This is a genomic window from Nostoc sp. FACHB-110 (assembly GCF_014697425.1).
GTDB lineage: Bacteria > Cyanobacteriota > Cyanobacteriia > Cyanobacteriales > Nostocaceae > Nostoc_B.
Genome location: NZ_JACJRU010000004.1, coordinates 243617 through 269853, shown reverse-complemented (window position 1 = coordinate 269853; position 26237 = coordinate 243617). Strand labels below are relative to the sequence as shown.

At 38.9% G+C, this 26237-nt stretch carries 19 protein-coding genes; 13 read left to right on the top strand and 6 right to left on the bottom strand.

Annotated features, from left to right (window positions below; genetic code table 11):
• The first annotated feature begins 8 nt into the window (after positions 1-8).
• Together H6G69_RS06915 and H6G69_RS06910 are read left to right on the top strand one after the other, a co-directional pair.
• Positions 9-758, top strand: coding sequence for a peptidylprolyl isomerase (locus tag H6G69_RS06915; protein WP_190683645.1), 750 nt, complete (start codon positions 9-11; stop codon positions 756-758).
• Positions 716-3397: a peptidase domain-containing ABC transporter gene (locus H6G69_RS06910; RefSeq protein ID WP_190683642.1), complete on the top strand. Its 2682-nt coding sequence runs from the start codon at positions 716-718 to the stop codon at positions 3395-3397. Before H6G69_RS06915 ends, H6G69_RS06910 begins: the two co-directional genes overlap by 43 nt.
• A 6-nt stretch (positions 3398-3403) precedes the next feature.
• Here H6G69_RS06910 and ilvA read toward each other — a convergent pair whose 3' ends face one another.
• A complete protein-coding gene (gene ilvA / locus H6G69_RS06905) occupies positions 3404-4915 on the bottom strand; it encodes a threonine ammonia-lyase, biosynthetic (protein WP_190683639.1) in 1512 nt (503 codons plus the stop codon).
• A gap of 137 nt (positions 4916-5052) precedes the next feature.
• Here ilvA and H6G69_RS06900 point away from each other — a divergent pair, with 137 nt between their 5' ends.
• On the top strand, positions 5053-5877 hold the full coding sequence (locus H6G69_RS06900) for a M90 family metallopeptidase (protein ID WP_190683636.1): 825 nt from the start codon (positions 5053-5055) through the stop codon (positions 5875-5877).
• An 88-nt stretch (positions 5878-5965) separates the two neighbouring features.
• Here H6G69_RS06900 and H6G69_RS06895 read toward each other — a convergent pair whose 3' ends face one another.
• Both H6G69_RS06895 and H6G69_RS06890 read right to left on the bottom strand, forming a co-directional pair.
• Positions 5966-8167: a family 10 glycosylhydrolase gene (locus H6G69_RS06895; protein WP_190683633.1), complete on the bottom strand. Its 2202-nt coding sequence runs from the start codon at positions 8165-8167 to the stop codon at positions 5966-5968.
• Positions 8168-8297: 130 nt separating this feature from the next.
• Positions 8298-8921: a Uma2 family endonuclease gene (locus H6G69_RS06890; RefSeq protein WP_190683629.1), complete on the bottom strand. Its 624-nt coding sequence runs from the start codon at positions 8919-8921 to the stop codon at positions 8298-8300.
• 143 nt (positions 8922-9064) lie between these two features.
• On the opposite strand from H6G69_RS06890, the gene H6G69_RS06885 reads away from it, so the two are divergent.
• Both H6G69_RS06885 and H6G69_RS06880 read left to right on the top strand, forming a co-directional pair.
• On the top strand, positions 9065-9751 hold the full coding sequence (locus H6G69_RS06885; RefSeq protein ID WP_190683627.1) for an HAD family hydrolase: 687 nt from the start codon (positions 9065-9067) through the stop codon (positions 9749-9751).
• Positions 9752-10782: 1031 nt separating this feature from the next.
• Positions 10783-11994, top strand: coding sequence for a polysaccharide pyruvyl transferase family protein (locus H6G69_RS06880; RefSeq protein ID WP_190683624.1), 1212 nt, complete (start codon positions 10783-10785; stop codon positions 11992-11994).
• A 71-nt stretch (positions 11995-12065) separates the two neighbouring features.
• On the opposite strand, the gene H6G69_RS06875 is transcribed toward H6G69_RS06880, so the two are convergent.
• Entirely contained in the window at positions 12066-13532 is a 1467-nt protein-coding gene (locus tag H6G69_RS06875) for a lipopolysaccharide biosynthesis protein (RefSeq protein WP_190683621.1), read from the bottom strand.
• Between the two features lie 637 nt (positions 13533-14169).
• Entirely contained in the window at positions 14170-14442 is a 273-nt protein-coding gene (locus H6G69_RS06870) for a hypothetical protein (protein WP_190683618.1), read from the bottom strand.
• Between H6G69_RS06870 and H6G69_RS06865 the strand changes: the two genes are divergently transcribed.
• From H6G69_RS06865 to H6G69_RS06830, 8 genes are all read left to right on the top strand, one after another.
• Positions 14441-16348: a heavy metal translocating P-type ATPase gene (locus H6G69_RS06865; protein ID WP_190683615.1), complete on the top strand. Its 1908-nt coding sequence runs from the start codon at positions 14441-14443 to the stop codon at positions 16346-16348. The genes H6G69_RS06870 and H6G69_RS06865 overlap by 2 nt on opposite strands.
• Positions 16349-16518: 170 nt before the next feature.
• Positions 16519-16869, top strand: coding sequence for a hypothetical protein (locus H6G69_RS06860; RefSeq protein WP_190683614.1), 351 nt, complete (start codon positions 16519-16521; stop codon positions 16867-16869).
• Between the two features lie 143 nt (positions 16870-17012).
• Entirely contained in the window at positions 17013-19412 is a 2400-nt protein-coding gene (locus H6G69_RS06855; RefSeq protein ID WP_190683611.1) for a filamentous hemagglutinin N-terminal domain-containing protein, read from the top strand.
• Positions 19413-19553: 141 nt separating this feature from the next.
• Positions 19554-20258 carry an actin-binding WH2 domain-containing protein gene (locus H6G69_RS06850; protein ID WP_190683608.1) on the top strand — a complete coding sequence of 235 codons (705 nt, stop codon included), beginning with the start codon at positions 19554-19556 and terminating at the stop codon, positions 20256-20258.
• Positions 20259-20471: 213 nt separating this feature from the next.
• Positions 20472-21119, top strand: a complete 648-nt coding sequence (locus H6G69_RS06845; protein ID WP_190683605.1) for a class I SAM-dependent methyltransferase — start codon at positions 20472-20474, stop codon at positions 21117-21119.
• 190 nt (positions 21120-21309) lie between these two features.
• Complete coding sequence (locus H6G69_RS06840; protein ID WP_242071995.1) at positions 21310-22518, top strand: serine/threonine-protein kinase; 1209 nt, start codon at positions 21310-21312, stop codon at positions 22516-22518.
• A 13-nt stretch (positions 22519-22531) separates the two neighbouring features.
• A complete protein-coding gene (locus H6G69_RS06835; RefSeq protein ID WP_190683598.1) occupies positions 22532-23941 on the top strand; it encodes a serine/threonine-protein kinase in 1410 nt (469 codons plus the stop codon).
• A 436-nt stretch (positions 23942-24377) separates the two neighbouring features.
• Entirely contained in the window at positions 24378-25001 is a 624-nt protein-coding gene (locus H6G69_RS06830) for an NUDIX hydrolase N-terminal domain-containing protein (RefSeq protein WP_190683748.1), read from the top strand.
• Positions 25002-25224: 223 nt separating this feature from the next.
• Here the strand turns inward: H6G69_RS06830 and H6G69_RS06825 are convergent, their stop codons facing one another.
• Positions 25225-25866 carry a transaldolase family protein gene (locus tag H6G69_RS06825; RefSeq protein ID WP_190683595.1) on the bottom strand — a complete coding sequence of 214 codons (642 nt, stop codon included), beginning with the start codon at positions 25864-25866 and terminating at the stop codon, positions 25225-25227.
• Between the last annotated feature and the right edge of the window lie 371 nt (positions 25867-26237).

The following is a 26237-nucleotide window of genomic DNA, read 5'->3' as shown; positions in this document are numbered from 1 at the left end:
GTTAATTCATGGAATCTTTACCATTACTGATAGTAAATGAACAGGCAATAACAAAACAAGAGGCAGTAAAATATCTGCAAGCCGCAGGCAAACTTTCACAATTTATTGGTGAAATCCTGCGTCAGTACATTATTGAACAAGAAATCAAAACCAGAAATGATTTAGACATCAACCCCGGTTTAACAGAACAAGCAATTATCGACTTTCGCCTACAAAACCAACTTACCCAACCACAAATATTTCAACAATGGTTACAAGCAAACGGCACAGATTATCTTTCATTTCAAGCATCAATTAGCTTGGGATTCAAAATAGAAAAACTTAAAAATATAGTTACAGAACCAAGAATTTACGAATACTTTATTGAGAGAAAAATATATTTAGACCGTGTAATTCTTTCCCGGATCATTGTTGATACCCAAGAACTGGGTGAAGAACTCAAAACCCAAATTGAAGAAGGAGCCAGTTTTGAACAACTAGCCAAAGAATATTCGCAATCCGAAGAACGCTGGATGAACGGCATGATGGGAGCCATTAGTCGTGGCAGTATGCCAGATAAAGTTAGAGCCGTCATCGATATCACCAGCCCCGGACAAATAGTCGGGCCGATTGAATTAGAAGCGCGTTATGGTTTGTTTCGAGTCGAAAAATTCCTCCCAGCTTCTTTAGAAGATACTCAACTAAAACTTGCACTACAAAACGAGTTGTTTGAACAATGGCTAGCAGAGAAAATTCAAAAGCTGACGGTCAAACTGTAAGCGACAATACACATCATCACGCCCAAGTAGAAATTCCGTGGCATCAAGCACCATTCTGTTGGCTGAGTAACGAACAAAAAGCCCAACTCCAACAGCAACTAAGCGTCCAGAATTATCAACTAGGAGAAAAAATCTGGTCAACGCAAAATCGGGGCTATCAATATTACATCATCACAGGCAAAGTCAGACTCAGACAAGAAGAAGATAGCCTGGCTCTAGCCGCCTTGCAAACTGGAGATTGGTTTGGCGATCTCGCCAAAATTCCTGTAGATTATAAAGCCGTAGCCGCCAGTAAAGAAGTTATCGTTGCTTGTTGGAATAGTGCCTTATGGGCAGAATTTAGTACCCCAGAAATTGAACAATTTTTCTTGGGCGCAAACACAGAACATCCAGCCGCATCAAATTCAGCACCCCTAACCTTAGAACCACAAATACCGCTACCATCAGTTACAATTGAGACTGAACTTTCCCAACCTACACTACAAGAACTCCTCAAGCCTGCCCCAGAAACCTTCAACTATCCTTTTATTGCCCACAGCAACACCGCCGTAGCTTGTTTGGCAATGGTGGCGCAATACCTAGACAACCCGGTGCAATTAGAGTGGGTACAGCGACAACTGCGCGGACAAAGCCCGAAGCATATTGTGGAAGCGGGCGAAAAACTAGGATTAGTCTTACGCAGACTGCAAGTAACTTGGGAAGAACTCCCACGCCTTTCATTCCCGGCCTTGTTGTTGTGGCAAAGTGAAAATCAACTCCAACCAACGTGGGTAGTTGCTTATGCCTTAAAAGGTTCACGCCTAATTATTGCTAACCCTTATCATCCCCAAGCAACTTGTGAAAGCCTGCCGCAGTCATTAGTGGAAATCGCCTGGGATGGGCAATTTTGGCAAGTAGAATTAATTTCTCAGCAAGAAAAATTTAATCTGAGTTGGTTTATTCCGGCGGTTTGGAAATATAAGAAATTATTAGGAGAAGTTTTACTTGCTTCTTTGACGTTACAGCTGTTGGGTTTAGGTACGCCACTGATTACCCAAGTCGTCATCGATAAAGTAATGGTACAGGAAAGTTTGCCCACATTGGATGTGATGGCGATCGCTTTATTGTTCATTGCTTGCTTTGAAGCGATACTGGGGACTTTGCGCCTATTTATCTTTACCCACACCGCCAGACGCTTAGATTTAAGTTTATCGGCACAGTTATTTCGTCACTTGATGCGCTTGCCTTTAGCTTATTTTGAATCGCGGCGCGTCGGTGATACCATTGCCCGTGTGCAAGAACTAGAACAAATTCGGCAATTCCTCACAGGTACAGCTTTAACTGTGATTCTCGACAGCATCTTTGCCGTAGTTTATCTGGCATTGATGTTTTATTACAATATCCCCTTAACCTTTGTGGCTTTGGCGGTATTGCCGTTATTTGCTACCTTAACAATTGTCGCCACGCCAATTTTACGCAACTGGTTAAATGAAACCTTTAACCGCAATGCGGATAGTCAATCGTTTTTGGTAGAAACAGTTACAGGTATTCATTCTGTCAAAGCCCATGCAGCCGAACCTGTAGCGCGAGAACGTTGGGAAGGATTATTTGCCCGATTTATTCGTACAGGCTTCAAAGCTTCCACCACATCAAATATTAGTAGTAATATTGGCGATTTTCTCACTAATTTTTCTACCTTACTAATTTTGTGGGTAGGGGCAAAATTAGTAATTGAACAAAAACTGACTATTGGACAGTTAGTAGCATTTCAAATGCTATCTGGCAGGGTCACAGCCCCATTATTGCGCTTAGTGCAGTTGTGGCAGAACTTACAACAAGTTTTGCTGTCGGTAGATAGAATTGGTGATATTCTCAACACAGCCCCAGAAGCCGAAGCCGGAACCGGGTTAGTTTTACCACCACTGAAAGGACAAGTTAGTTTTGAGCAAGTATTTTTCCGCTACCAAGCCAATACCGAACCAGTGTTGCGAGGGATTACTTTTGATGTGCAACCAGGACAGTTTGTTGGCATAGTTGGACGTAGCGGTTCTGGTAAAAGTACCCTTTCAAAGCTGTTGCAACGCTTGTATCAAATTGAATCAGGGCGGATATTAATTGATGGTTTTGATATTAAGAGTGCTGATTTAGCTTCGTTGCGCCAACAAATTGCGGTAGTACTGCAAGAGGATTTTCTCTTTAACGGCTCGATTTTAGAAAATATTACCCTCGGAAATCCCAATATTACTGCCGAACAAGTAGTAGAAGCGGCGCGGTTAGCTGTCGCCCATGACTTTATTAGTCAGTTACCCTACGGTTACGAAACCAATGTCGGTGAACGGGGTACGGCTTTGTCGGGGGGACAAAGACAACGCATTGCTTTAGCGAGGTTGTTTTTGTCTAATGCGCCAATTTTGATATTAGATGAAGCGACTTCTGCCTTAGATAGTGAGACAGAACAGCAAGTACTCCAAAACTTGCAACGAGTCTCGGAAAATCGCACAGTATTTTTAATTGCTCACCGTTTCGCTCCCTTGAAGCGGGCTGATATGATTTTGGTGATGCAGCAAGGCGTAATTGCAGAACGCGGTACTCATACACAGCTGTTGCAACTCCAAGGTTTGTATTGGTCTCTCTATCAGCGTCAACAGGCGAATGTTTAAATACAGCTAACCCAAAAATAGTTTATAAGCAGGGTTATTGCTTTCATCCCAATATTGATAGCCCAGAGTATCGAGGAATGCTTGCCATTCCTCCATTTCGTGGGGTGGTACTTGCATACCTACCACAATGCGCCCGTAGTCTGAACCGTTATTGCGGTAATGGAACATACTAATATTCCAGTTAGGACTCATAGAAGCGACAAACTTCATTAACGCCCCCGGCCGTTCAGGAAACTCAAAGCGGTAAAGTAATTCGTTGTGGGCGAGGGCAGAATGTCCCCCAACCATGTGACGTAGGTGTAATTTAGTAAGTTCGTCATCGGTCAAATCGATAGTTTTAAAACCGCAATTTTCAAAAGCTTCTACCATTTTGGCTCTGTCAGCGCGGTTTTGAATTTGCACACCGACAAAAATATGAGCTTCTTGTTCGTCAGCAATGCGATAGTTAAACTCAGTCAAATTGCGGTTGCCAATACACTCGCAAAATTTACGCAGACTACCCCTTTCTTCAGGTATTGCAACTGCAAAGATGGCTTCGCGGCGTTCGCCTAACTCGGCGCGTTCAGCCACAAACCGCAGTCGGTCAAAGTTCATATTAGCACCGCAAGCAACGGCTACTAAAGTTTGCCCTGCGATTTGCTCACGTTCGACGTAGGCTTTCGCACCTGCGATCGCCAATGCCCCCGCAGGTTCTAAAATAGAACGGGTATCTTCAAATACATCTTTAATCGCCGCACAGGTGGCATCCGTATCTACCAAAATAATGTCATCCACATATTCCTGGCACAGACGGAAGGTTTCTTCTCCCACTTCCCGAACTGCCACACCATCAGCAAATAACCCCACCTGGGACAAACGCACTCTCTTTCCAGCTTTTAAAGATTGGTGCATCGCATCAGCATCTACAGGTTCCACACCAATAATCTTGATTTCTGGACGCAACCGCTTCACATACGCCCCAATGCCCGAAATCAAGCCACCGCCACCAATAGCCACAAAAATTGCCTGAATCGGCTGTTGGTATTGCCGTAAAATTTCCATACCGATGGTTCCCTGTCCAGCAATCACATCCGGGTCATCAAAGGGATGAATAAAGGTTAAGCCTTTTTCTGCTTCTAGTTGCCGCGCATAAGCATAAGCATCATCATAGGTATTACCATGCAGCACCACCTCGCCACCTCTAGCTTTAACAGCATCCACCTTTACCTGGGGTGTAGTCACAGGCATGACAATAATTGCCCTCGTACCCAAGCGGCTAGCTGATAAAGCCACACCTTGAGCATGATTTCCCGCCGATGCCGCAATCACACCTTGGGCGAGCAAATCTGGCGGTAAATTAGCCATTTTGTTATAAGCACCCCGCAACTTAAAAGAAAATACTGACTGCATATCTTCCCGCTTCAGTAGCAGCTGATTATTTAGTCTGGCAGAAAGATTTGGGGCATATTCCAGTGGTGATTCCTGGGCAACATCATATACACGGGCAGTCAATATTTGTACCAAATAGTCGCAAAGCATGGGTGTTAAAAGGTAGCAGATGCCGGATAAGTGATAATTTTACGGTACTTGTGTACCTGAGATTCAACAACATGATAGCGGCGATCGCTATACTAACTCCCAGTAGCAATATTCCTGACTAATGTCATGAAAAATCAATGGGTGCAGTAATTCTTATCTTTCTCATTCTGGGGCTGATTGTTATTGCTATTTTCATCAGTCCCATCCTTATTAAACAACGCCGCAATCAAATCAAAAAACGGACTTTTCCGCCTCTATGGAGTGCAATTATCGAAAATAATCTGCCAATTTACCTGCATCTTTCCCCTGATGAACGTAGAAGGCTGCAAGGACATATTCAAGTCTTCCTCACAGAAAAACAATTCATTGGTTGTCAAGGGTTGCAAGTCACCGAAGAAATGAAACTAATTATTGCTTCTTTCGCCTGCTTACTCTTACTCAACGAGCGAGGAGAATACTTTCCTAAACTACGTTCAATTTTAATTTATCCCAGTGCCTATTTTGTCAATCAAACTGTTGCCATTAGTGATTACATTGTTGAAGAAAGAAAAGATATCAGGTTAGGCGAATCATGGAGTAGAGACCAACTAATCTTATCGTGGGAACAGGTGCAACGAGATACAAAAAATTGGCAAGATGGGCATAACGTTGTTTTACATGAATTCGCCCACCAATTAGATCAAGAAGATGGAAAAGCCGAAGGAGTACCCATCTTAGCGCAAAAATCAGACTATCCAATTTGGTCTAAAGTCATGACAGCAGAATATCAAAAACTTTGTCATGATATTGAACAAAATGCCATCACCATAATTGATAGTTACGGTGCAACAAACCCCGCAGAATTTTTTGCAGTAGCTACTGAAACCTTCTTTGAAAAACCTCAGCAATTATCCTCCCATCATCCAACCCTCTATGACTTATTACAAAATTACTATCAACTAAACCCCAAAAAATGGCTCTAAAAACTCCGCGTCACTTTGCGCTTCCCCACCGAAGTTTGCTCAACGGGGGGAACCCCCGCACGCAACTTCTCTCCGCGCTCCTCTGCGTTTAACTCCTCACCCGAAAACCCTCTTGTCCATTAACACCATCAAACAATACATCATACTTATCAAAAAATCCCAGACCACTATTCACCAACACCGGATTTTCAGCTTGCGGAGAAATAATCACACTCCATAAATTAAACCCATCCCGGTTTCCTGGCACTAAACTATAATCCAAAACGCTAGGTATAGATAATTTCAGTGCATTTCCAGAGCTTAATTGGCCTGATTTGAGTTTACCCGCAACAGCCGCCGATTTAAATTCAACAAAACCATTTCTCGCTCTAGTATCAGTAAGCATTTTGCTGTTACAGTTATTTTTCACAGCACTACCAGCGATAGTTAAACAAACTCCACTGATGCGAGAATCCCATCTATTGCCAGGTATACTAGCGATCGCAGGTTGTTGTTTCCAAGCAGCCATCTTAAAACCTGCTGTATTCTGTTGGGTTAAGCCAAGAGTTAAACTACCATTACCCGCCACAATCAACCCATTACTTAAATTTCCCGGTAATTTTCTCAACGGGTTGTAAGGCAGTGCCTTTTCCGAATAATTGACACCGATAATACCAGAAAAAGCCGCCCCACCTTTTGCAGAACAATTCGGTTTTTGGGGAGTACATTTACGGCTAGTTACAACCTGCACGGGAATAGGTTCTTGAGTGGTAATAAAACCTATCCTAAAGTTGGTATAAACTAACTCACCCTCTAAAATAGTCCCGTCACTCAAAACTTCCTTAACAACTTGACCAGTTTTCTGCACAGGAGCATTCCCTAAAAACTCCTTGGGAACTCTTAAACCTGCTGAACCTGTATCTAATAACACACGTCTTGGCTTGCCACCAGCCACAGACATCTCTAAAAAATAGCCGCGCCCTGGTTGAGCAATGGAACCTTTTGGATATAAAGGTACTGTTAATGTATCAAATGTCGGATTTCGGCGAGTAAATTGCGAAGTATCTCGCAAAGCAGCGTTAGCAAAAACTTCTAAAAACCCAGCCTGACGCTGCTCCACTGGTTCTGGTGCAATATCCCAAAGACTTTCGTAGTAGAAAAACACCACACCTAAACCGCGTTGTTGTGCTGTACGAACTTGAGATTGAATTTGTTGCATAGAAACAGGGCGATTTCGTAACCCCGTCATAATACCGATACCAGTAGGTATATATTGTTGTGTTTCGACAATTTCTGGGCGAATAATTTGACTTGTAAAAGCTTCTAAATCGTTACGATAAACTTGCATCACAAGCTCATCAACAATACCCAAACGTACCCAGTTCAGCCAGTCTTGCAGTTGAAATTTATAAGCAAAGTCATAGTAATTAGGCGAAACAGAGATAATTGCATTAGGCTTTCGCTCTTTTACTGCTTGATTAAGTTGCAGCATGAATGCAGTGATTTTATCGGCTCGCCATTGCACCCATGCTTGAGCTTGGGGGTTAGGCGGAGGTGGGTTGCCAGTTTCTTCTGTATATAGTTTGACTGTATAACTGTCGTAACCAAAATCCACAGGTAAACTTGTATGGTCATCAAATTGAATCCCATCAGCATTGTACTTGGTGATAATTTCTACTACCAAGTCAGTAATAAATTTTTGCACTTCTGGGTGAAAAGGATTTAGCCATGCTACTTCCCCTGCTGCTGTAATTGAAGTTTGAGTCCCATCCTGCTTTTGTGTTAGCCAATTTGGATGCGCTGAGGCGAGTTCTGAAGTTAAGGGAGCCATGAACCCAAATTCAAACCAAGGTATAGTTAGTAACCCTTGACGACGGCTTTGACTAATGATGTCAGCAATTACATCTTGTCCTTCTGCACCCTTGAAGAAAAAAGGTATGCCTTGCTGTTGTGCTACTGCGCTGGGATATTTTGTATAACCATCATTCCAAACAACTGGATATACAGTGTTAAAGTTTAACTGCCGCAATTTAGCCATTGTGTCTTGCACTTTGGCTTGATGTCTCATAATGTCGAAGTCATTATTAGTCAACCAAACACCGCGAATTTCTTGACGAAGTGGGGTAGGTATTTGAGCAGTTACAGGAGTGAAATTGCCTAGCAGCACCACAGCAGTAAATGAAGCAGCAAACAACACTGGGAGCAAACGCCGAATTACACGCCAGCTGATGCGGATGAAAGGAAATTGCTTAAATATATTTGATAATTTAATTACCCAAGTATTAATTGATTGACTTTTCTTAGTTGCCATTAATCAGTTTTTATCTAGAAAATATAAGGTTAATTTATAACAAATCGCTACACCAATAAAATTGATGCAGATTTAGCTGATTATGGCAACTGACGTAATGAAGAAGTAAATAGTGCCGATGAGTTTTAGGTTATATTGTGCCTCCTGCTTGAAAAATCTGTTCAACTGTTAAATTCAAGTCAGGGAAAGTGGGTGATTGAATAGATTCGCCTTGGCGAAATTTGTTAATTTGATATTCACCATCTTCCAAGCAACACACTAAGATAGTAGGCTGTTTGGGCTTGCCAATGTATTCTCTACCACCTAACGCGGCATAGTCTACAATCCAATATTCAGGAATTCCCATTTCCTCATAGTCAGCATATTTTTTATGATAATCATCACGCCAATTTGTACTGACAACTTCAACCACTAAGGGAATAGATGCTGCTTGACTAACAGTAGATTGCTTTTTCCAGAGTGGTTCATTTACTAAATTTGGGAGATTTAGTAATAGCACATCTGGAGAGTAAGCAGATTCACTTTCACTTGGTTTGATTATTACAGTTTTAGGAATGCCATAGGGTAGACTAAGGCGACTATATTCTAAAGTAAATTGCTGGACTAAAAAAACGATAATAGCTTCATGGTCGCCTGTAGGTTGTGGCATTTCAACAATCACTCCATCGTGTAGTTCATAATGTTTACCTGAATCATCTGGATAGTTCGCAACGAATTCATCGAATGTAACTACCTTGCGTAATGCTTGAGTCATAGCTGAATTCCTCTTAAATAAACCTAATTATGGTGCAATAACTACGCAATTCTATGTTATTTATACATTAATGATACATTTATCCGCTAGTTAATAGCGAACGTTTAGAGATTATTGAGTAAAGCAAACTTTTTCAGTCATAAATGATTAAAGCAATACTTTTTGATTTAGATGGAACTCTACTTGATAGAGAAGCTTCAATAAAATATTTTATATCTCATCAATATGAGCGATTTTATCAAAAATTAAATAATATTCAAAAAGATAGTTATATAGCTAGATTTATTGAATTAGATTGTCACGGTTACGTCTGGAAAGATAAAGTTTATCAGAGCCTTGTCTCAGAATTTTCTATTAAGAACATAACTTGGCAAGATTTACTTCAAGATTATGAAACTCAATTTATTCATGCTTGCGTTCCTTTTCCTAATTTGTTGCCAACCCTAGATAAACTCAAAACAGAAGGATATTTTTTAGGCATTATTACGAACGGGCTAGGGATATTCCAGTCCCGTTCAATTCAAGGATTAGGAATTCAAGATTATTTCCAAGCTATATTAATTTCTGAGATTGAGGGTGTGAGAAAACCTGATGCAGAAATATTCTATAGGGCTTTGAAAAAATTAGGAACTACAGCCGAGCAAAGCGTATTTGTAGGTGATCATCCCACGGTTGACATTTTAGGGGCGAAAAATATTGGGATGAAGGCTATTTGGAAACGTGATAATTATTGGGGTGAGCCTGTTGAGGTAGATGCTATCATTGATGATTTAATCTCTTTACCTTCGATAATTCAAGAGTGGAAATTATACCAAATCCGGGTTCCATAAACCCCTAATAAATTAAATGATATTTAGCCAATGATAATTAGTTAGATTTCTGATTTCTTCTTTCATTTCACTGAGAAGAGGTTTCACAAATCCATAAACTAATCATAATTTATGCCTACAGCGATCGCACTATTTTTGAGAGGATGTTTTAACAGTGGGGGGCTATTGTCAGAAAACTCACAAGGCTTAAGCTGAAATTTGTATAAGAATCAGCACCTCGTGAGCGAATGACTAAAGCATATCCTAGCAACTTGACATGCTACGGTGTACACACAAGTTGAAGCGGCAAGGGTTTCAGGCGTTATAGACCTCTTGAACTATCATTACGAGCGGAGTGAAGTAATCGCATAATCCTGTAGTTTTTACGATTGCTTGTCTACGACACGCTGCGCGAACGTCGTTCCTCCTCGCTGCGGACAGGTTTCCAGAGCGAGTGCCTCCGGCGGGCGGTTACGCCATCGCAAAACCGAAAGCTAGAAGACGAAACCAAACGTTAGGTAGGATTTCAAGACTTGTGTGTACACCGTAGCTTTTTTAAGGGGGGGCTAGGGGGGATCGAATTCTATGCAGCTTTATAAAAAATTGGTATTATTAGTTCCTGTTTTTACAAAAGTGTAACTTTGATTACATTTTAAAAATGCGATTATACAGTGCAAAAGTTATTTAAAGAAATAGAAAATAAAAATTTTATTTAATCTTAATATAAACTTATACCTGTAAGATATTAACCAAAGTCTCAAAACACCTGTAATGAGTAATTTTAAGCTGCATCTCAAGGACTCAGTAAATATTATGTAAATGCAAAAGATTCCGTAAAAAGTTATTTTTTATGAAAAAACTTGTGGTATTCTTTTTTATTGAAAAATGCCACAGTAAATGCTAATAAAAAATGTCAAATGTTTATGATAAAAAATTAAACGCAGTTTTAAGATAGTCTAAATTATTTTACTTCTAAAAAATAATTTAGCATCAAGTCCTAAGTAATACAGTACTTGAAAAAAATTTCAGCAACCCAAAAGGTATTTTAGCTCATGATTAACGAACCCAAAAAAACTATTATTTTTGTTAGCCCAGAAACCCAATACGAAAATCTAGGTGATTTAATCATTATTAAAGTTTTATTAAAAAACTTAAGAAACTATGGAAAGTTAGTGATTAATGATAGAAATTTACCACAATGGTTTTGCCAAGAATTAGAAATACAAGAAAGTGAAAGAGCTAGCAAACACGGCAAAAAGTTTATCTCCGTAATGTTAAATTATGCTATAAAAAATTTATTGCAGTGGCAACAGAATAATATCTATTATGTTTTAACACCAGGGCATAGATTTAGTAAGAGTATCAGTAATGTTTTAGAGTATTTCATCTATTTAGTTCAGAAAATAAAAGATTTAATTATCTTGGCTTTATTGAAAACTTTTAATTTTCGTATATGCAGATTTGGAGTCTCAATTGGCCCATTCTCTAAAATAGATGAATTTGCGGAAAAGTTGCAATCTGAGTTTATGTATTTTTATTCAGTCAGAGATACAAAATCAGAAAATTATGCTCAAAAAATAGGTATTAACAAAGTTAAAATTTTTCCTGATTTAGCTTGGTTATTGAAAATTCCAAATACTAGTAGCAGCTTAATTAAAAGCAATGACGAATATGTAATCTTCAGTTTTAGAGAATCTACTCATCCACTTGATAAATCCAATACATATCGCAATCATCTTTTTTCAGTTCTAGATGAAATTGTTGATATTGTATGTATACAATGGCAGAAAAAACTCTTGATTTCTTATCAAGTGGATTTAGATTTTGAGTTTTGTCAAGAAATTAGCGATAGATATAAGGAAAAATATCCAGTAATCTTTATTAATGAAAGAATTAACTCTCAGAAAATGTATGACTTATATTCCCAAGCATACATGATTTTTAGTAATAGGTTACACGTACTTATGTTTGGCACTATTTGTGGTTCCATCCCAGTAGCAGTAGTAGATAAAGCTAAACACGATAAAATTATTGGGATATATTCAGATGCAGGATTAATGCCGCAAGTTATAGATATATCTAGTAGCGAGAATATATTAGATAGGTTAAGCAAGATGGCAGCTAATACTGATTTAATCAAACAAGAACTTGCTTTATGTATCCAACGCTATCAAAATTCTGGGAATGAAATTTTTCAAGATGTAATGACAGATGACAGTCAATCAACATCACTAAGAACAATTGAAAATGTTGTGAACAGTTAACGAACAACAAGAGTGAATTTAACTTAAGATGACCGACGCATCCAATCGTCGGTCATTTTTATTAATTAATACTAAGTTTGTTGTATTGGACGAACAATGCTTACGATTTGCCTGAGTAGTTTTGGTGCAATCAAAACTATTGATAACACATATACAGAAATTCCCACTATTAAAGAAATGGATAAAATTCCAATCGTACTCAATGACGAACTGAGAAAATATTTGATAGATAATATAGCTACTACCATAGCTAAAGTGGCAGCTAAAGAAGTAGCACCTTGACGCAAATAAGTTAAGAGATTAATTCTGATGTATTTCCAAACAATCCAAATAATCACAGGCGCCATTAAATAAAGTCTAATCACAAAAGCTGCAGCGACAGCTACTATTCCCCATTTTACTGCGATCGCAAATCCAATAATATTACTCATTGCTTGTATTAAATCTATGGCTAGTTTCGCTGAAGGTCTTCCAATAGCCATCAGTACAGAACCATTGAAATAAAAATAAGCGTAAGCAATACCAGAAAGATTCAAAATTTGCATGATTGGTACACTTGGTAGCCATTTTTCACCGAACACTACCTGAATTAGTTCAGGAGCTAACACTGATGTGATTAAAAAACCTGGAAATGTAATTAAACTTGATAACTGAATAGCTTGATAAAGTGCATTTCTTAATCTTTCTGGGTCTTGTTGCAGTCTGGCAAAAGTTGGCAGAGTAACTTTTGATAGAACGCTAGTTAGTAATTCTGTTAAAATGGAAAACACTCTATAACCAACACTATAATACCCTAGTGCTGAAGAACCTAAAAAGTAACCAATTAAAAAGTCGTCTGAGCGACGGCTAATAAAATAAGCTATATTCATCCCAACAACATTTACGCCAAAAGCAAAAAGTTCTTTGAAATGCTTAGGAGAAAACCTGAACTTTGGTCGCCAATCACTAGCCCACCATATAACTAAGACTCCTGCCAAACTATTAAATAATTGTTGCCCAACTAAACTCCAAACACCAAAACCCATAAAGGCCATAGTCACACCAACTATGCCCCCAGTAGTTACTGCTAATAGTGAACGTTTAGCCAGTGTTTTAAATGCTAATTTCCGCTCAAAGAGCGCATTTTGAACGCTATTAAAGGCAGTGATGATAAAGTTAATAGATAAACATTTGAGAATTGGTATTATCTGTGGCTCTTTGAAGAAGTGGCCTACTAAATCTGCGCTACTAAAACATAATATTGTCAATATGAAGCTGATTCCTAAGTTAGTCCAAAAAGCAGTATCTAAATGCTCAGGTTCGAGATTTTGCCGTTGAACTATAGCTTGGGTGAATCCTTGATCGAGAAAAACTTGTAAAAAAGCTAAAAATACACTGGCTAAGGCCACTAAACCAAAAGTTTCTGGCCCTAACAGCCGCGCAAGTATGAAGAAAACAGCAAGTGAGAGCAGTTGTCTTCCCCAACTTTCTATCGCAGACCAAAATACTCCTACAAGAGCCTTTTGTTTTAAATTTGACGGTTGTTTTGCTGGTTCCATTATGAAATTAACTATAATAATGGACTGATTGTATATTTTGCTGCTTGTACGGCAACAGTCAGACGCACTTAATCGCTTAAATATACTTAAGTAAGATTTTGAGTGAAAAATTACTACGTAAGTAATTTTCCTCGCAGAAGGTTATCACAAATATTTATGACGTTAGTAGCTTCTCTTGTGATGTTCATAAACTATTCATAAAGTTTTTTATAGCTGTAGCAAGTCCTCGAATCTAAGAGTGGTGCAGCAAAATGTAGCGTCTGTTCAGCTTTTGTGTCTTTAGCTGTGGTTTAGCTAGTGAAAAAATTGTGATAAATGTATAAATCTTTGATTTTTTTGGGTAAATTTATCAATTTCATGATTCAGTCTTACATTTAAGGTGAATCACAACAGCTAACACTCCAGCCGATTGATTTTGAAAGGTCGCAGGTGTTCAGATAGCCGACTTTTTTCAAAAGTTGGGGAGCTATGACACATCATCAATTTGCGTATTCGACTACTAGTGGCGTGTAAATCAAGACTGAGGCAAAAATCGTCAAAAAGTCTAATTTTTCGTAGACGCGCATAGGATGACCAAAACAATTCGCAGTTCGCAATTCGCAATTGCGAACAAAATCGGAAATTGATTCATTCAGGGTTACAAGCCCCTCAATTGATTGAGGAAAAATAAGAAATACTGATCAATGTTCAAGTCCCTGCCTTCTCCCAAGGGGAGACGCTGCGCGAACAGGCATAGGGTAATAATTGCGTTAGCGCAAGCGGTAGCGACGCAGGAGCGTCCGCCGCGAATTGGTAATTGCGAATTGGAGATGGAACGCCAAGAAATCGTAGAGTCTGCGTAATTCCTATTGACATTAACATTAATGTCAAGGTTTAGCGTGAGAATAGTTGTAACTGATTCTATTCTCATGCTTTACTCTCAGCATTTAACCAAATTCACCAAAGAACACACAGATATCTTTGCCGCTGTAGTTTGTGGACTATTGTTATTTGGCGGATGGTTTGCCTTGCACATAGGTTGGTTGGGTTGGTCAATGCTATTGTTAAGTGCTGCTTATGTGATTGGTGGTTACGACAGTGCGCGTGAAGGGCTAACTACATTAATTAAAGACAAGGAACTAGACGTTGATTTGTTAATGATTGTGGCGGCGATTGGTGCTGCTAGTCTGGGTTTATGGCGCAGAGAATATCATTTAATTATTGATGGAGCAGTTTTAATTCTCATCTTTGCCACTAGCGGCGCACTAGAAGGTTACGCGATGCGGAGAACTGAAAGTAGTATCCGCAGTTTGATGAGTTTGACACCTGATACAGCTAGAGTTTGGTATCAAGGACAAGAAAAGACGCTTCCTGTGAGTCAGCTAAAAATCAATGATGAAATTATTGTTAAACCTGGAGAGCTAATTCCTACTGATGCACTGATTGTCTCAGGTTTCAGCACCATCAATCAAGCAGCAATTACTGGGGAGTCTTTACCTGTAGAAAAGACAGTAGGTGAGGAAGTGTTTGCAGGTACACTCAATGGTTATGGTGCATTGAGGCTGAAGCTACACAAACCAGCAAGCAGTAGTGTGATTCAACGGGTGATTCGCTTAGTAGAACAAGCACAAGAGTCAGCCCCACCTTCTCAGGAATTTATCGCCAGATTTGAACGTAGCTATGCCAAGGTAATTGTTGTTGGTGGGATATTACTGGCAATTCTGCCACCATTTATTTGGGGTTGGGACTGGGAAACAACTATTTATCGGGCGTTGACTTTTTTGGTGGTGGCTTCTCCTTGTGCATTGATGGCGGCAATTATGCCCACCTTATTGTCGGGAATTGCTAACGGTGCAAGACAGGGGATTTTGTTTAAAAATGGGGCGCAGTTAGAAAAAATCGGCAAAATTCGGGCGTTCGCCTTTGATAAAACTGGTACTCTGACTACAGGACAAGTACAAGTATCTCAAATAATCTGTGCTGATGGATTTACACAAGTAGATGTACTCAAAGCAGCCGCAGCCTTAGAAGCATCTTCCGAACATCCCATCGCCAAAGCAATTGTGCAAGCAGCTGAGAATTTAGATTGGGTACGTGGTGTTGATGTTCAAGCCATACCAGGGCAAGGTATTGTGGGAATGGTGAATCACCAAAAAGTAACCTTGGGTAATGCTGCGTTCATCCAAAAAGATGTCAACCAACTACCGCGAAAATTACAAGAGTTGACAATTTCTTTAGAAAATGAAGGTAACACGGTTGTTTGGGTGGCACAAGACGAGACAATATTAGGTGCGATCGCAATTGCAGATATGATTCGCCCAGAAGCTAAAGCCACCATTAGCCGCCTGCGTCAATTAGGAGTAGAGCAAATCGTGATGATTAGCGGTGATAATCAACGCACCGCCGAAAGTGTCGCCCAAGCCATTGGTATTGATAGAGTTTATGCCCAACTTTTACCCGAAGATAAGCTAGAAATTATCCGCAGTTTGCAACAACAATATCAAACAGTAGCGATGGTAGGAGATGGTATTAACGATGCACCAGCTTTAGCCCAAGCCTCCGTCGGAGTTGCGATGGGTATTGCAGGTAGCGATGTCGCCTTAGAAACAGCAGACATTGTTTTGATGACAGACAGATTAGAAAAAATTGTCGTAGCGATAGAATTGGGCAAGCGATCGCAAACTCTAGTCAAACAAAATATTACCTTAGCCTTAACCTCAATACTACTGCTCATGCTCGGTAATTTTTTAGGAAATATTAATCTACCTATAGGTGTAATTGGGCATGAAGGCTCTACAGTATTAGTTACCCTTAATGGTTTGCGACTATTGCGGTGAGAGGATAGTGCGTATGTTAATTTTGAATAAATTTTAAAATTAACAACACTAATTTCTGGAATTGTACTGAAAACTACTGTGTTAGATTTAAGATCAAAGCAACTAGCTAATAACACTCTGTTTAGTTAGTTGTAAAGAATCTTAATTATATTGCAAGGAAGGATAAAAAAATGATTCGTAAACTAATTACCACAATATGGAGGTTTACCTTAGTAATTACTTTAATTATTGGGGGTATGATTGCTTTTAATAGCGAGTATGCTGTAGCTGCGGATGATGCAAAAAACTTTCAGCAACAATCTTTTAATATGACTAACTATGAGCGATACTGTTTAAAATTTCCGCAAAACTGTACAAATCCTCCTAATACTCCTTTGCCAGTTGAACTTAATCCTGATTTTGTTAATGATGTAATTGGCAACAAACTACAATTATTAAAATTAAACAAAACTCAAGCTAATCAGACTTTACAGAAGACAAAAGAATCACCAGAAAATCAAATACAGGAACAGTCAAAATAGCCAATTGCAAAATTTAATATTGACGATAAATAATAGGTTATCTTATCAAGAGATAACCCTTATTTGTTACTAAATTTTAAATTTAAATTGACTTTAATCATAGCAGCAAATTCTGATTTTTAATAAAGATGCAAAGTTTTAAAATGTCTCCAAAGCGGATAAATTATGCTTGGCAATTAGGATTAGTGAATACTTTAATATTGGGGTTGAGCGTAATTGGTTTTAAAAGTGTTTATGCTCAAAGTACTATTATCCCTGATGGCACTTTAGGCAGCGAAAATTCGCTGATCAGCCCGGTTGTTAATTCTGTCCAAAACATAACAGGTGGGGCGCAACGAAATAATAATCTGTTTCATAGTTTTCAAGAATTTAACGTTAGTGATGGACAAAGCGTTTTTTTTATTAGTCCAGATAATATTCAGAATATAGTTGCCAGAGTCACAGGAAATAATGCTTCTCAAATTCTGGGTATTCTAGGAACTCGTCAGGTAGGTAATAGTAATTCTGTTGCGGCTGCTAATTTATTACTAATTAATCCTCATGGAATTGTATTTGGGCCAAATGCAGAGCTAAATATAGGTAGCTCTTTTCTAGGTAGCACAGCCAGCGCAATTAAGTTGGCTGATGGGACTCTTTTTAGTGCCACAGCACCGCAATCATTACCATTACTAACAGTAAGTACACCAATTGGTTTGCAATTTGGGGCGACAACAGCGGGAGATATCTTATTTCAAGGTTCATTTATAGAGATACCCTTAGGAAAAACTTTAGCTTTAGTAGGTGGCAATGTAACTTTAGATCAAGGAACAATATTAATTGCTGAAAGCGGTCAAATTGCTCTAGGGGGCGTAAAGCAAGAGGCAAATATAGACTTCAATCTCAATAGCAACAACCAAGCTTTAAGTTTTCCTAATCACATACCCCTGGCTGATATCTCACTTAAAGATATGTCCATTGCCGATGTTAGTGTTAGCGATTTAACAAGTAATAATAGTAGCGGTCAAATTCAAGTGCAAGGTAGGCAGGTCAGTCTTACTAGTGGGTCGAGATTGACTGCAAGCACAGCAGCTAAAACAGACAGAGGAATTTCTATAACAGCAGAAGGTTTGACTGTTGAAGGTGGTTCCCGTATCGAAACTTTTACCCTGGGTGAAGGAAATGGAGGAAACATCACAATTAATACTTCTGATTTTGTGCGAGTCTCAGGAACTGATTTAGATGGTATCTCTAGTAGTTTACGCGCCGAAACTTTGGCTTTGGCTCAAGGTGCGGCTGGTAACTTAACTATTGATACAAGTAAATTAATTGTTGAAGAGGGAGCAACTATCACTACCAGTACTTTTGGTACTAGTGAGAGTGGGCAAAATAGTGGGGGAAATCTGACAGTGAATGCCTCAGATTTTGTCAAAGTCAGTGGAATGTCTTTGCCTACTGGCTTGTTTACTCAAACGCTAGGTACAGGTAATGCTGGTTCTATAAGTATCAATACAGGACGGTTAATTGTTCAAAATGGATTAGTAACCGCAGGTACTGGAAATCAAAGTCAAGGAAATGGAGGTACTTTAACAGTACGTGCCAGTGATTCTGTAGAACTGAGTGGTATAGGCATAAATAGTCAATCGTCAAGTGGTTTATTTGCTAGATCGCGTGGTAGTGGTAATGCAGGTTCCTTAAATATTTTTACAGACAATTTAACAGTACGAGACAATGCAATAATCACCGTTGAAAGTTTAGGTTCAGGCAATGCAGGTAATCTGAACATCCAAGCTCGTTCTGTGCGTTTAGCTAACCAAGGAAAAATCACTGCTGAAACTACATCCGGTAAAGGTGGCAATATCGCGCTGCAAAATTTAGATTTATTGTTACTGCAAGGTAATAGTCAAATAACTACCAATGCAGACACAGCAAGGGTAGGTGCAGATGTGGCGGGTGGCAATATTGATATTGACTCAAAATTAATTGTCGCTACTCCTGGTTCCAATAGCGATATCACTGCTAATGCTTTTAGAGGGCGGGGTGGAAATATTAAGATTACGACTGATGGTTTATTTAATATTGCACCACGCGATCGCCTCACGCCACAAAATGACATTACAGCTGCTTCAGAAATAGGCATTAACGGCACAGTTCAAATCAATACGCCCGATGTGCAACCTAGTAAAGGTATAGTAGCTTTACCTGAAGAAGTTTTTGATGCTTCACAAGCAATCGCCAAAGCCTGTTCTAATATTAATGATGATCAACGCAGTGAAATAGCCGTGACTGGACGTGGCGGTTTACCTCCCAGCCCAGATGAGCCACTCAGTAGCGAGATTATCTGGTCAGATACACGCCTTAATAGTATTTCTAGCCAAACACATAGCTCAAATCAAAGATTCCCTCAGCTTCCATCCGCACCTCAGACACTTGAGATTGTACCTGCTGCTGGCTGGGTATTTAATCAACAAGGCGAAGTCACCTTAATTCCCCAGGTAGCCAATGCAACAATTAATACTTTGAATAGTAATAGTAATGGCTGCTTACAACACAAGTCAGGAACTTAAGTGTTTATACTGCCTTGTTTTATCTGAATCCAATGTTAGAAAAATGGATTAAGTGGCTTCTGAACTCCCCATAGTTCCGACTATCATTCTCTAGGGAAGGTATAGAAGGATTTTGCAATTAATCTCTGTGTGAGGGTAAATATGATTGAGCGAAAATCTGTAGGGATTAAATACTTTGCCGTATTGATCAGTTTATTACGCGATCGCCAGGGATTTTTAGAAGAAGTCCGTCAAGGAATTAGATTGCCAAACAAGATTATTTCCTTATTGGTGTGTAGCTCAATTTTTATTGCTATTTATGGAGGGATTATTGGCGCATCTCATAGTTGGATGCAGGCTGTTTCCTCGGCAATCAAACTACCAGCACTTTATTTAATTACCTTGCTTATTTGCTTGCCAACGCTGTTTTTCTCGAATATTATTTTTGGTTCTAAGCGCACCTTTGCGCAGCATTTTGCATTAGTCCTAACAGCAATTGCCGTCACAAGTGTGCTTTTATTTAGTTTTGCACCCATTACTTTATTTTTCTTACTCACTACCAACAATTACCAGTTTATAATATTATTAAATGTGGTTATTTTTGCTATCACTGGATTCATTGGGATTTCAGCTTTGTATCAAGCCATGAATTCAGTATTAGAGCAAGATACTGAAGGCAGCAAAACTCGCAAAAGAATCTTACAATCCTGGTTATTTCTTTACGCTTTTGTTGGTAGTCAACTTGGTTGGACACTTCGACCATTCTTTGGTTTACCTGGTTCTCCGTTTCAACTATTTCGAGAAAGAGAAGGTAATTTCTATTTGAGTGTGATTCAAGCAATTAGTTATCTTTTAGGTATTCGTTAGAAGGAAAAGATTATTAGTTTTTTACCTTTTGTATAGCAATTCTTAATCCAAAATTTAACTCGGATGTTGCACATTTAATTTGCATCATTATGGTGGGTTTTATCTCCCACAGAACAATATTTATTGTTGAATTTATTATGCAAATTCAATATTTTTGCGCTTACCTGCACAAAAAATGCTATAAAAACCGATTAGTATTGGATTGAGAAAATTATGCAAGTCACTCAAATAATTGAAGCTTACGATCGCGGAGCAGTAGATTATGAACAAATAGTGCAACGTTATTGGCACATAGAGCGCCAACCGCTGATTGATACTTTGCAATTGCAACCAGGACAAACCGTGCTTGATGCAGCTGTAGGAACTGGGCTAAATCTACCAGCCTATCCTAAAGGAGTAAGTGTAGTAGGGGCGGATCTTTCACATAATATGTTAGATGAAGCCCGGAAAAAATCTGTCCCCGCAGATATCTCTTTTAAAGTTACAGATTTGTTAAACCTTGATTTTTCTGATAACAGTTTTGATGCAGCAGCCTCCGGCTTTACTCTTTGCGTTGTTGCTGATCCTGTCCGCGCCCTTCAAGAAATATTACGTGTAACTAAACCTGGTGCATTAATCGCCATTTTAGATTATTGCAAATCCCGTGACCCAGAAATTCAAAAGTGGCAAGAATTAATTGCTGATGCAGCTTTAGAATTAGGTTTTCCTACTGGCAAAATTAAATGGGATGCTTTAATGGATTACGACAAATTAATTTATCACAGTCAATTGCCGATTGAGGTCATAGCAGATGATCGCATCGAAAACCCCAATCCATTTTTATGTGGCTGTCAAATATTGTTGAGAAATTTGAAAGATTAAATCAGATATACTATAACTCAGGTGATATAATTATACATTTTTTGCTGTCTGTAGCTTGATCATTTTTATGATATCTAAGCACCTGAGTTGAAAGGTACTGAGTAATTTTATGCTGCAAACACAAAAGATACTGTGCGATCGCTATCAGCTGGAACAAAAATTAAGCGAAACAGCAGGTCGTCAAACTTGGTTGGCAAGAGATTTAAGCAGACAAGAGAAAGTAGTAATCAAACTGTTGTGCTTTAACGATCAAGTGCATTGGGAGAATGTCAGACTGTTTGAGCGAGAAGGAAAAGTTCTGAAGGAGCTTCAGCATCCTCAAATTCCTCAATACCAAAATTATTTTTGTGTTGAAGAGCAATTACTGTGGTTTGGGTTAGTCCAAGAATATATACCAGCTTGGTCACTGAAAGAATTATTAGCACAAGGAAAAATATTTACAGAAGTAGAAGCCAGGAAAATTGCTAAGGATGTATTGAATATCCTGGTTTATCTACACGGGTTAAGTCCACCAGTGATACATCGAGATATAAAACCGAGTAATTTACTGCTGAGTGAAGATGGTCAGATATATCTGATTGATTTTGGAGCAGTACAAGACAATGCAGCTAGAGCAGGCGCAACATTTACAGTAGTCGGAACTTATGGTTATGCGCCATTAGAACAATTTGGTGGAAGAGCGAGTGCAGCATCAGATATCTATGCTTTGGGAGCAACGTTAATTCATCTACTCACGGGAATTGCGCCTGCTGATTTACCGAATTTAGACTCTCGCTTCAGATTTGCCCATTTGGTAAATCTGAATCCAGGTTTTGTTCGCTGGTTGGAGCAAATGACACAGCCGAATCTGGGAAAAAGATTTAGTAGTGCAGAGGAAGCACTAACGGTTTTAGAGGAAAATGAAAAAGCTATCTCGACAATTGTTAATTCACAGTTACCTAGTGACAGAATAAAAATAAAAAAAACGCCCAATAACTTACAAATTAAAATCTCAAGGATGGTATGGGAAAATCGTATGAGATTTATTACGAGCACTGGATTATTTATTCTTTTATCAATAATTTTAGGGTATTGGCTAAAATGGTGGGTATATGGAATAGGGTGGTTATATATAGTATATATATTTATTCTTCTGCTAATACAGTCTTCAAATCTGATTTTTTTCTTATTAGAAACCAATTTAAAATTCTCTCAGCAAGATTTTGAAATTGAGTTAAAAATATGGGGAATAACTTTAAGTAAGCAAAGAGGCAAAGTATTAGATATTGATAAAATTTTTGTAAGTAAAAATGAGTTATTTTTAGGTGTTGGAATTAAAGAATATTCAACAGGTTGGCTGACAGATGCAGAATACCTCTGGCTAATAGCAGAAATTAAGCAGTGGTTAGGATTGAAGTAACTCAGGATGCAATATGTTAGAAACAGGATATGTATTAGTACAACGCTATCAACTTAAGGAAAAAATAGGACAAAGTAATAGTCGTCAAACCTGGTTAGCACTAGATCAAGAGAAACAGCCCCAAGAAAAAGTTATTGTCAAGTTGTTAACGCTTACTCCTCAAATGCAATGGGATGAATGCAAATTGTTTGAGCGAGAGGCGCAAGTTTTAAAAAGTCTCAACCATCCCCGAATTCCTAAATATCGAGATTATTTTCGGTTAGAGCATCTGCCAGATTCGAGATTTCCGTGGTTTGGATTAGTGCAGAGTTATATCCCTGGAGTATCTCTACAACAACTATTAAATCAGGGAAAACGCTTTACTACTGAACAAGTAGAAAAAATTGCTGTGGAAGTTTTAAGTATTTTGATTTATCTGCATGAGCTTAATCCACCAATACTGCATCGAGATATTAAACCTAGCAATTTAATTTGGGGTAAAGATGAGCGTGTTTATCTAGTAGATTTTGGTGCAGTGCAGGAGCAAGCAGCATTGGAAGGAGCAACCTTCACCGTCGTAGGCACTTACGGCTATGTACCAATGGAGCAATTTGCTCTTAGAGCAGTTGCGGCATCAGATATTTATGCTCTAGGCGCAACTTTGATTCATTTACTGACAGGAATAGAACCGGCTGATTTACCACATTTAGATTATCGTCTTCAGTTTTTTGAGCGGGTGAATGTAGATTTGGGGTTTGTAAATTGGATTAGCAAAATGACAGAACCAAACGTAAGTCAACGCTTCAGCACGGCTAGGCAAGCGCTTACAGCATTGGAACAGAAAAATACTCTGAGTCCCCCGATTACTAGCCACAAACCAATGGGCAGTAAAATCAGAGTAAATAAATCAGCAAATACATTAGAGATTAAAATCCCTAGACGAGGAAGAAAAGCTTTAAAGAATATGTATTTGTTAGGTCTGGCAAGTGGATTTTTTTCATATATTTTTCCTAATTTTTTTACAATTAGTCAATCAATAATAACATTAGATTTTGATACTACCATAGTATTTTTTTTGTTGTTATTGTTAATATTTTTGTCTATTTTTTTTATAGTAATTCCAGCTTGTGGTGAAACTTACTTATATTTTGATCGTGATAAATTTAAAATTAAATTGCAATTATTTGGGATATGTTACTCATGGGGACAAAGTAAAACTGCGATGATTATCAATGTCTCCGAAAGAGAAGTGAGTGATAATTCAGAGCCAAGAGGAATAGTCATCGAAACTAGTGAGCGAACGCTAGAAAGAGGTTTAGCTCAATACCATACTACATCACTATCTACGGTAGAGCGTGAATGGTTAATTCAGGAAATAAAAGACTGGTTGGGCTTAGAGAAGCAGTCTAGTAATCAAAATATTAATGCTGCTGAACCTGAATAAAATTTGCTTGATATTAATATAGCTGTTCTCATGCTAGTGAGGTACAAAGTTTTTTCGTTTTAGGGAACAGGTTTGTGAGAACAGGAAACAGTGAATAAATTTGTGTGTACTTCATTAGAGGTTGTTTTAAAAGTTTAATTTATTACTTTTCTTAGCGATTAGAAATCGCGGCTACACAGACAAAACCATTGATTTTTCATTAGTCCACGTAGGTGGACTTTGTTTGTGTAGTAGCGAATTCTATTCGCCCAATACTTTTCAAACATCCTCTTAGACTGGGAAACGCTATAGTATTGGACTAAAGTTTATAAATTTGTCAATTCACTACTTTAGTTAAATGTGCAACAGCTTATTTATTCCTGTTGGCAGTTCGCTACAATAATTAGGCTTGGTAGCATATCGCAATTGCCAGATTATGACCAAAATTCCGCCGAAAATAAGCCAAAAATGGCTAGAATGGGGACAAAGATTACAAGCGATCGCTCAAAATGGCCTGACCTATAATCAAATCCCCTATGACATAGAGCGTTATCAGCAAGTACGTCAAATTGCTGCTGAAATTTTATCAACTTATTCTCATGTTGAGACTAGCCAGATTCTTGATTTATTCAGTGGTGAAATCGGTTACGCCACACCAAAAGTAGATGTCCGCGCGGCAGTGTTTCAAGCAGAGAAGATTCTTTTAGTCAAAGAAAAAGAAGATGGTTGCTGGACATTACCAGGAGGATGGGCAGATATTGGTGATTCGCCCAGTGAAGCAGTTGTCCGAGAAGTATATGAAGAGTCGGGATTTCACACCAGAGTTGTGAAGTTAGTCGCAGTCTACGATCGCAATCATACCCGTCATGCTCATCCCCCATTTATACACCATGTGTATAAATTGTTTTTTCAGTGTGAGTTGATTGGTGGAATACCAACAACCAGTTTTGAAACTGAGGATGTGGCCTTTTTTGGAGAACAAGAAATTCCCAACTTGTCACTCACCCGTGTTGTACCATCCCAAATTACTCGATTGTTTGAATATTACCGAGATTCAGATCAGCCAACAGATTTTGATTAGTACATAAGATTTATACAAGAGAAGGGAAAATTCAGGTTTTAGGAAAGGGTGTAGGAGAAGAGAGAGTATCGAACCACCCGTATGTGGCAAGCTGATGTGCATTCAAGTTGCAGAATTTGAATTGTTGGTAACAAGTTCAAACCCTCTCCCCTGCCCTTGAAAGCCCCCTACATCCCTGTTCCTGACCCCAGTCTCTACAGATACACTTTGTGCGTAAGTCCTGCTATAGATGTAATATCCCCCGTCCATTTTCGGCAAATTCATCAATGGTTTGCAGTGAGAGTTCGTGATTAGTCATTGCCTGCAACATTGCCAGAGGTAATGTTAGATGATGTGCGCCAGCGTTGAGTGAGGCGACTGCTTCTTCCGGAGATTTAATACTAGCTGCCATAATTTCTGTGTTGCTTTTGGCTAAGACACTGGCCATTTCTCGTACTAAGGCTACTCCATCACCTAAAAGTTTAGTGGCTCGATTGACATAAGCGATCGCATATTTCGCGCCTGCTTCACCAGCTACAGCTGCTTGCGCTGCACTATATATGGCTGTGACTGCACAAGGAATTTCCGGCGCGAGTTCATTTACTACCTGAAAACCAACTAAAGAAGCTGGAATTTTGAGTACAGTTTGTTTGCCTATCAGGTTAAAAGCAGCACGACCTTCAGCTACCATTTCTGTGAATTCATCTGCCATCAACTGATAAAACAACGGCCCTGTAGTTAATTCTGCCAGTTGTTTGAGGGTAGTTTCTGCTGGTAATGGGCTTTTGGCTAACAATGTTGGGTTAGTAGTGATGCCTTTTACCCAACCTAATTGTTTCGCAACTTCTGCTTCCGCCGCAATCGCCGAATCCAAAAATAAGCTCACTGAATCTATTTTCCTTAATATGCTATCGCTGGCATCATAACAATTTTGGCTTTAAGATTTTCGCCTTGACTGGGAAATGCCACTAATATCGTGTCCTGTTAAAAACTTCTCATTAAGGCCGCAAGGGAGCAGTTCACAAGTGTAGGTTTTTAACCCAGTGATGAGTAGCGACTCTAAAAATCACGATTTAATCCGAGTTCCATCCCCCTTACACCCTCAATCAATGTTTTTGGGGTAGAACGTAAAAAACCTACACCTGTCAGCCGGGGTGCAGGGGAGAGGGTTGGAAGTTTTTACCAACAATTCAAATTCTGCAACTGGAATGCACATCAACTGACTCAGCACTTTGCAATCACAACCTGCTGTTACTT

Bases quoted from the DNA above. Each gene is read 5' to 3' on its own strand.
- H6G69_RS06915 (WP_190683645.1), top strand. From the start codon at position 9: ATGGAATCTTTACCATTACTGATAGTAAATGAACAGGCAATAACAAAA.
- H6G69_RS06910 (WP_190683642.1), top strand. From the start codon at position 716: ATGGCTAGCAGAGAAAATTCAAAAGCTGACGGTCAAACTGTAAGCGAC.
- ilvA (WP_190683639.1), bottom strand. From the start codon at position 4,915: ATGCTTTGCGACTATTTGGTACAAATATTGACTGCCCGTGTATATGAT.
- H6G69_RS06900 (WP_190683636.1), top strand. From the start codon at position 5,053: ATGGGTGCAGTAATTCTTATCTTTCTCATTCTGGGGCTGATTGTTATT.
- H6G69_RS06895 (WP_190683633.1), bottom strand. From the start codon at position 8,167: ATGGCAACTAAGAAAAGTCAATCAATTAATACTTGGGTAATTAAATTA.
- H6G69_RS06890 (WP_190683629.1), bottom strand. From the start codon at position 8,921: ATGACTCAAGCATTACGCAAGGTAGTTACATTCGATGAATTCGTTGCG.
- H6G69_RS06885 (WP_190683627.1), top strand. From the start codon at position 9,065: ATGATTAAAGCAATACTTTTTGATTTAGATGGAACTCTACTTGATAGA.
- H6G69_RS06880 (WP_190683624.1), top strand. From the start codon at position 10,783: ATGATTAACGAACCCAAAAAAACTATTATTTTTGTTAGCCCAGAAACC.
- H6G69_RS06875 (WP_190683621.1), bottom strand. From the start codon at position 13,532: ATGGAACCAGCAAAACAACCGTCAAATTTAAAACAAAAGGCTCTTGTA.
- H6G69_RS06865 (WP_190683615.1), top strand. From the start codon at position 14,441: ATGCTTTACTCTCAGCATTTAACCAAATTCACCAAAGAACACACAGAT.
- H6G69_RS06870 (WP_190683618.1), bottom strand. From the start codon at position 14,442: ATGAGAATAGAATCAGTTACAACTATTCTCACGCTAAACCTTGACATT.
- H6G69_RS06860 (WP_190683614.1), top strand. From the start codon at position 16,519: ATGATTCGTAAACTAATTACCACAATATGGAGGTTTACCTTAGTAATT.
- H6G69_RS06855 (WP_190683611.1), top strand. From the start codon at position 17,013: ATGTCTCCAAAGCGGATAAATTATGCTTGGCAATTAGGATTAGTGAAT.
- H6G69_RS06850 (WP_190683608.1), top strand. From the start codon at position 19,554: ATGATTGAGCGAAAATCTGTAGGGATTAAATACTTTGCCGTATTGATC.
- H6G69_RS06845 (WP_190683605.1), top strand. From the start codon at position 20,472: ATGCAAGTCACTCAAATAATTGAAGCTTACGATCGCGGAGCAGTAGAT.
- H6G69_RS06835 (WP_190683598.1), top strand. From the start codon at position 22,532: ATGTTAGAAACAGGATATGTATTAGTACAACGCTATCAACTTAAGGAA.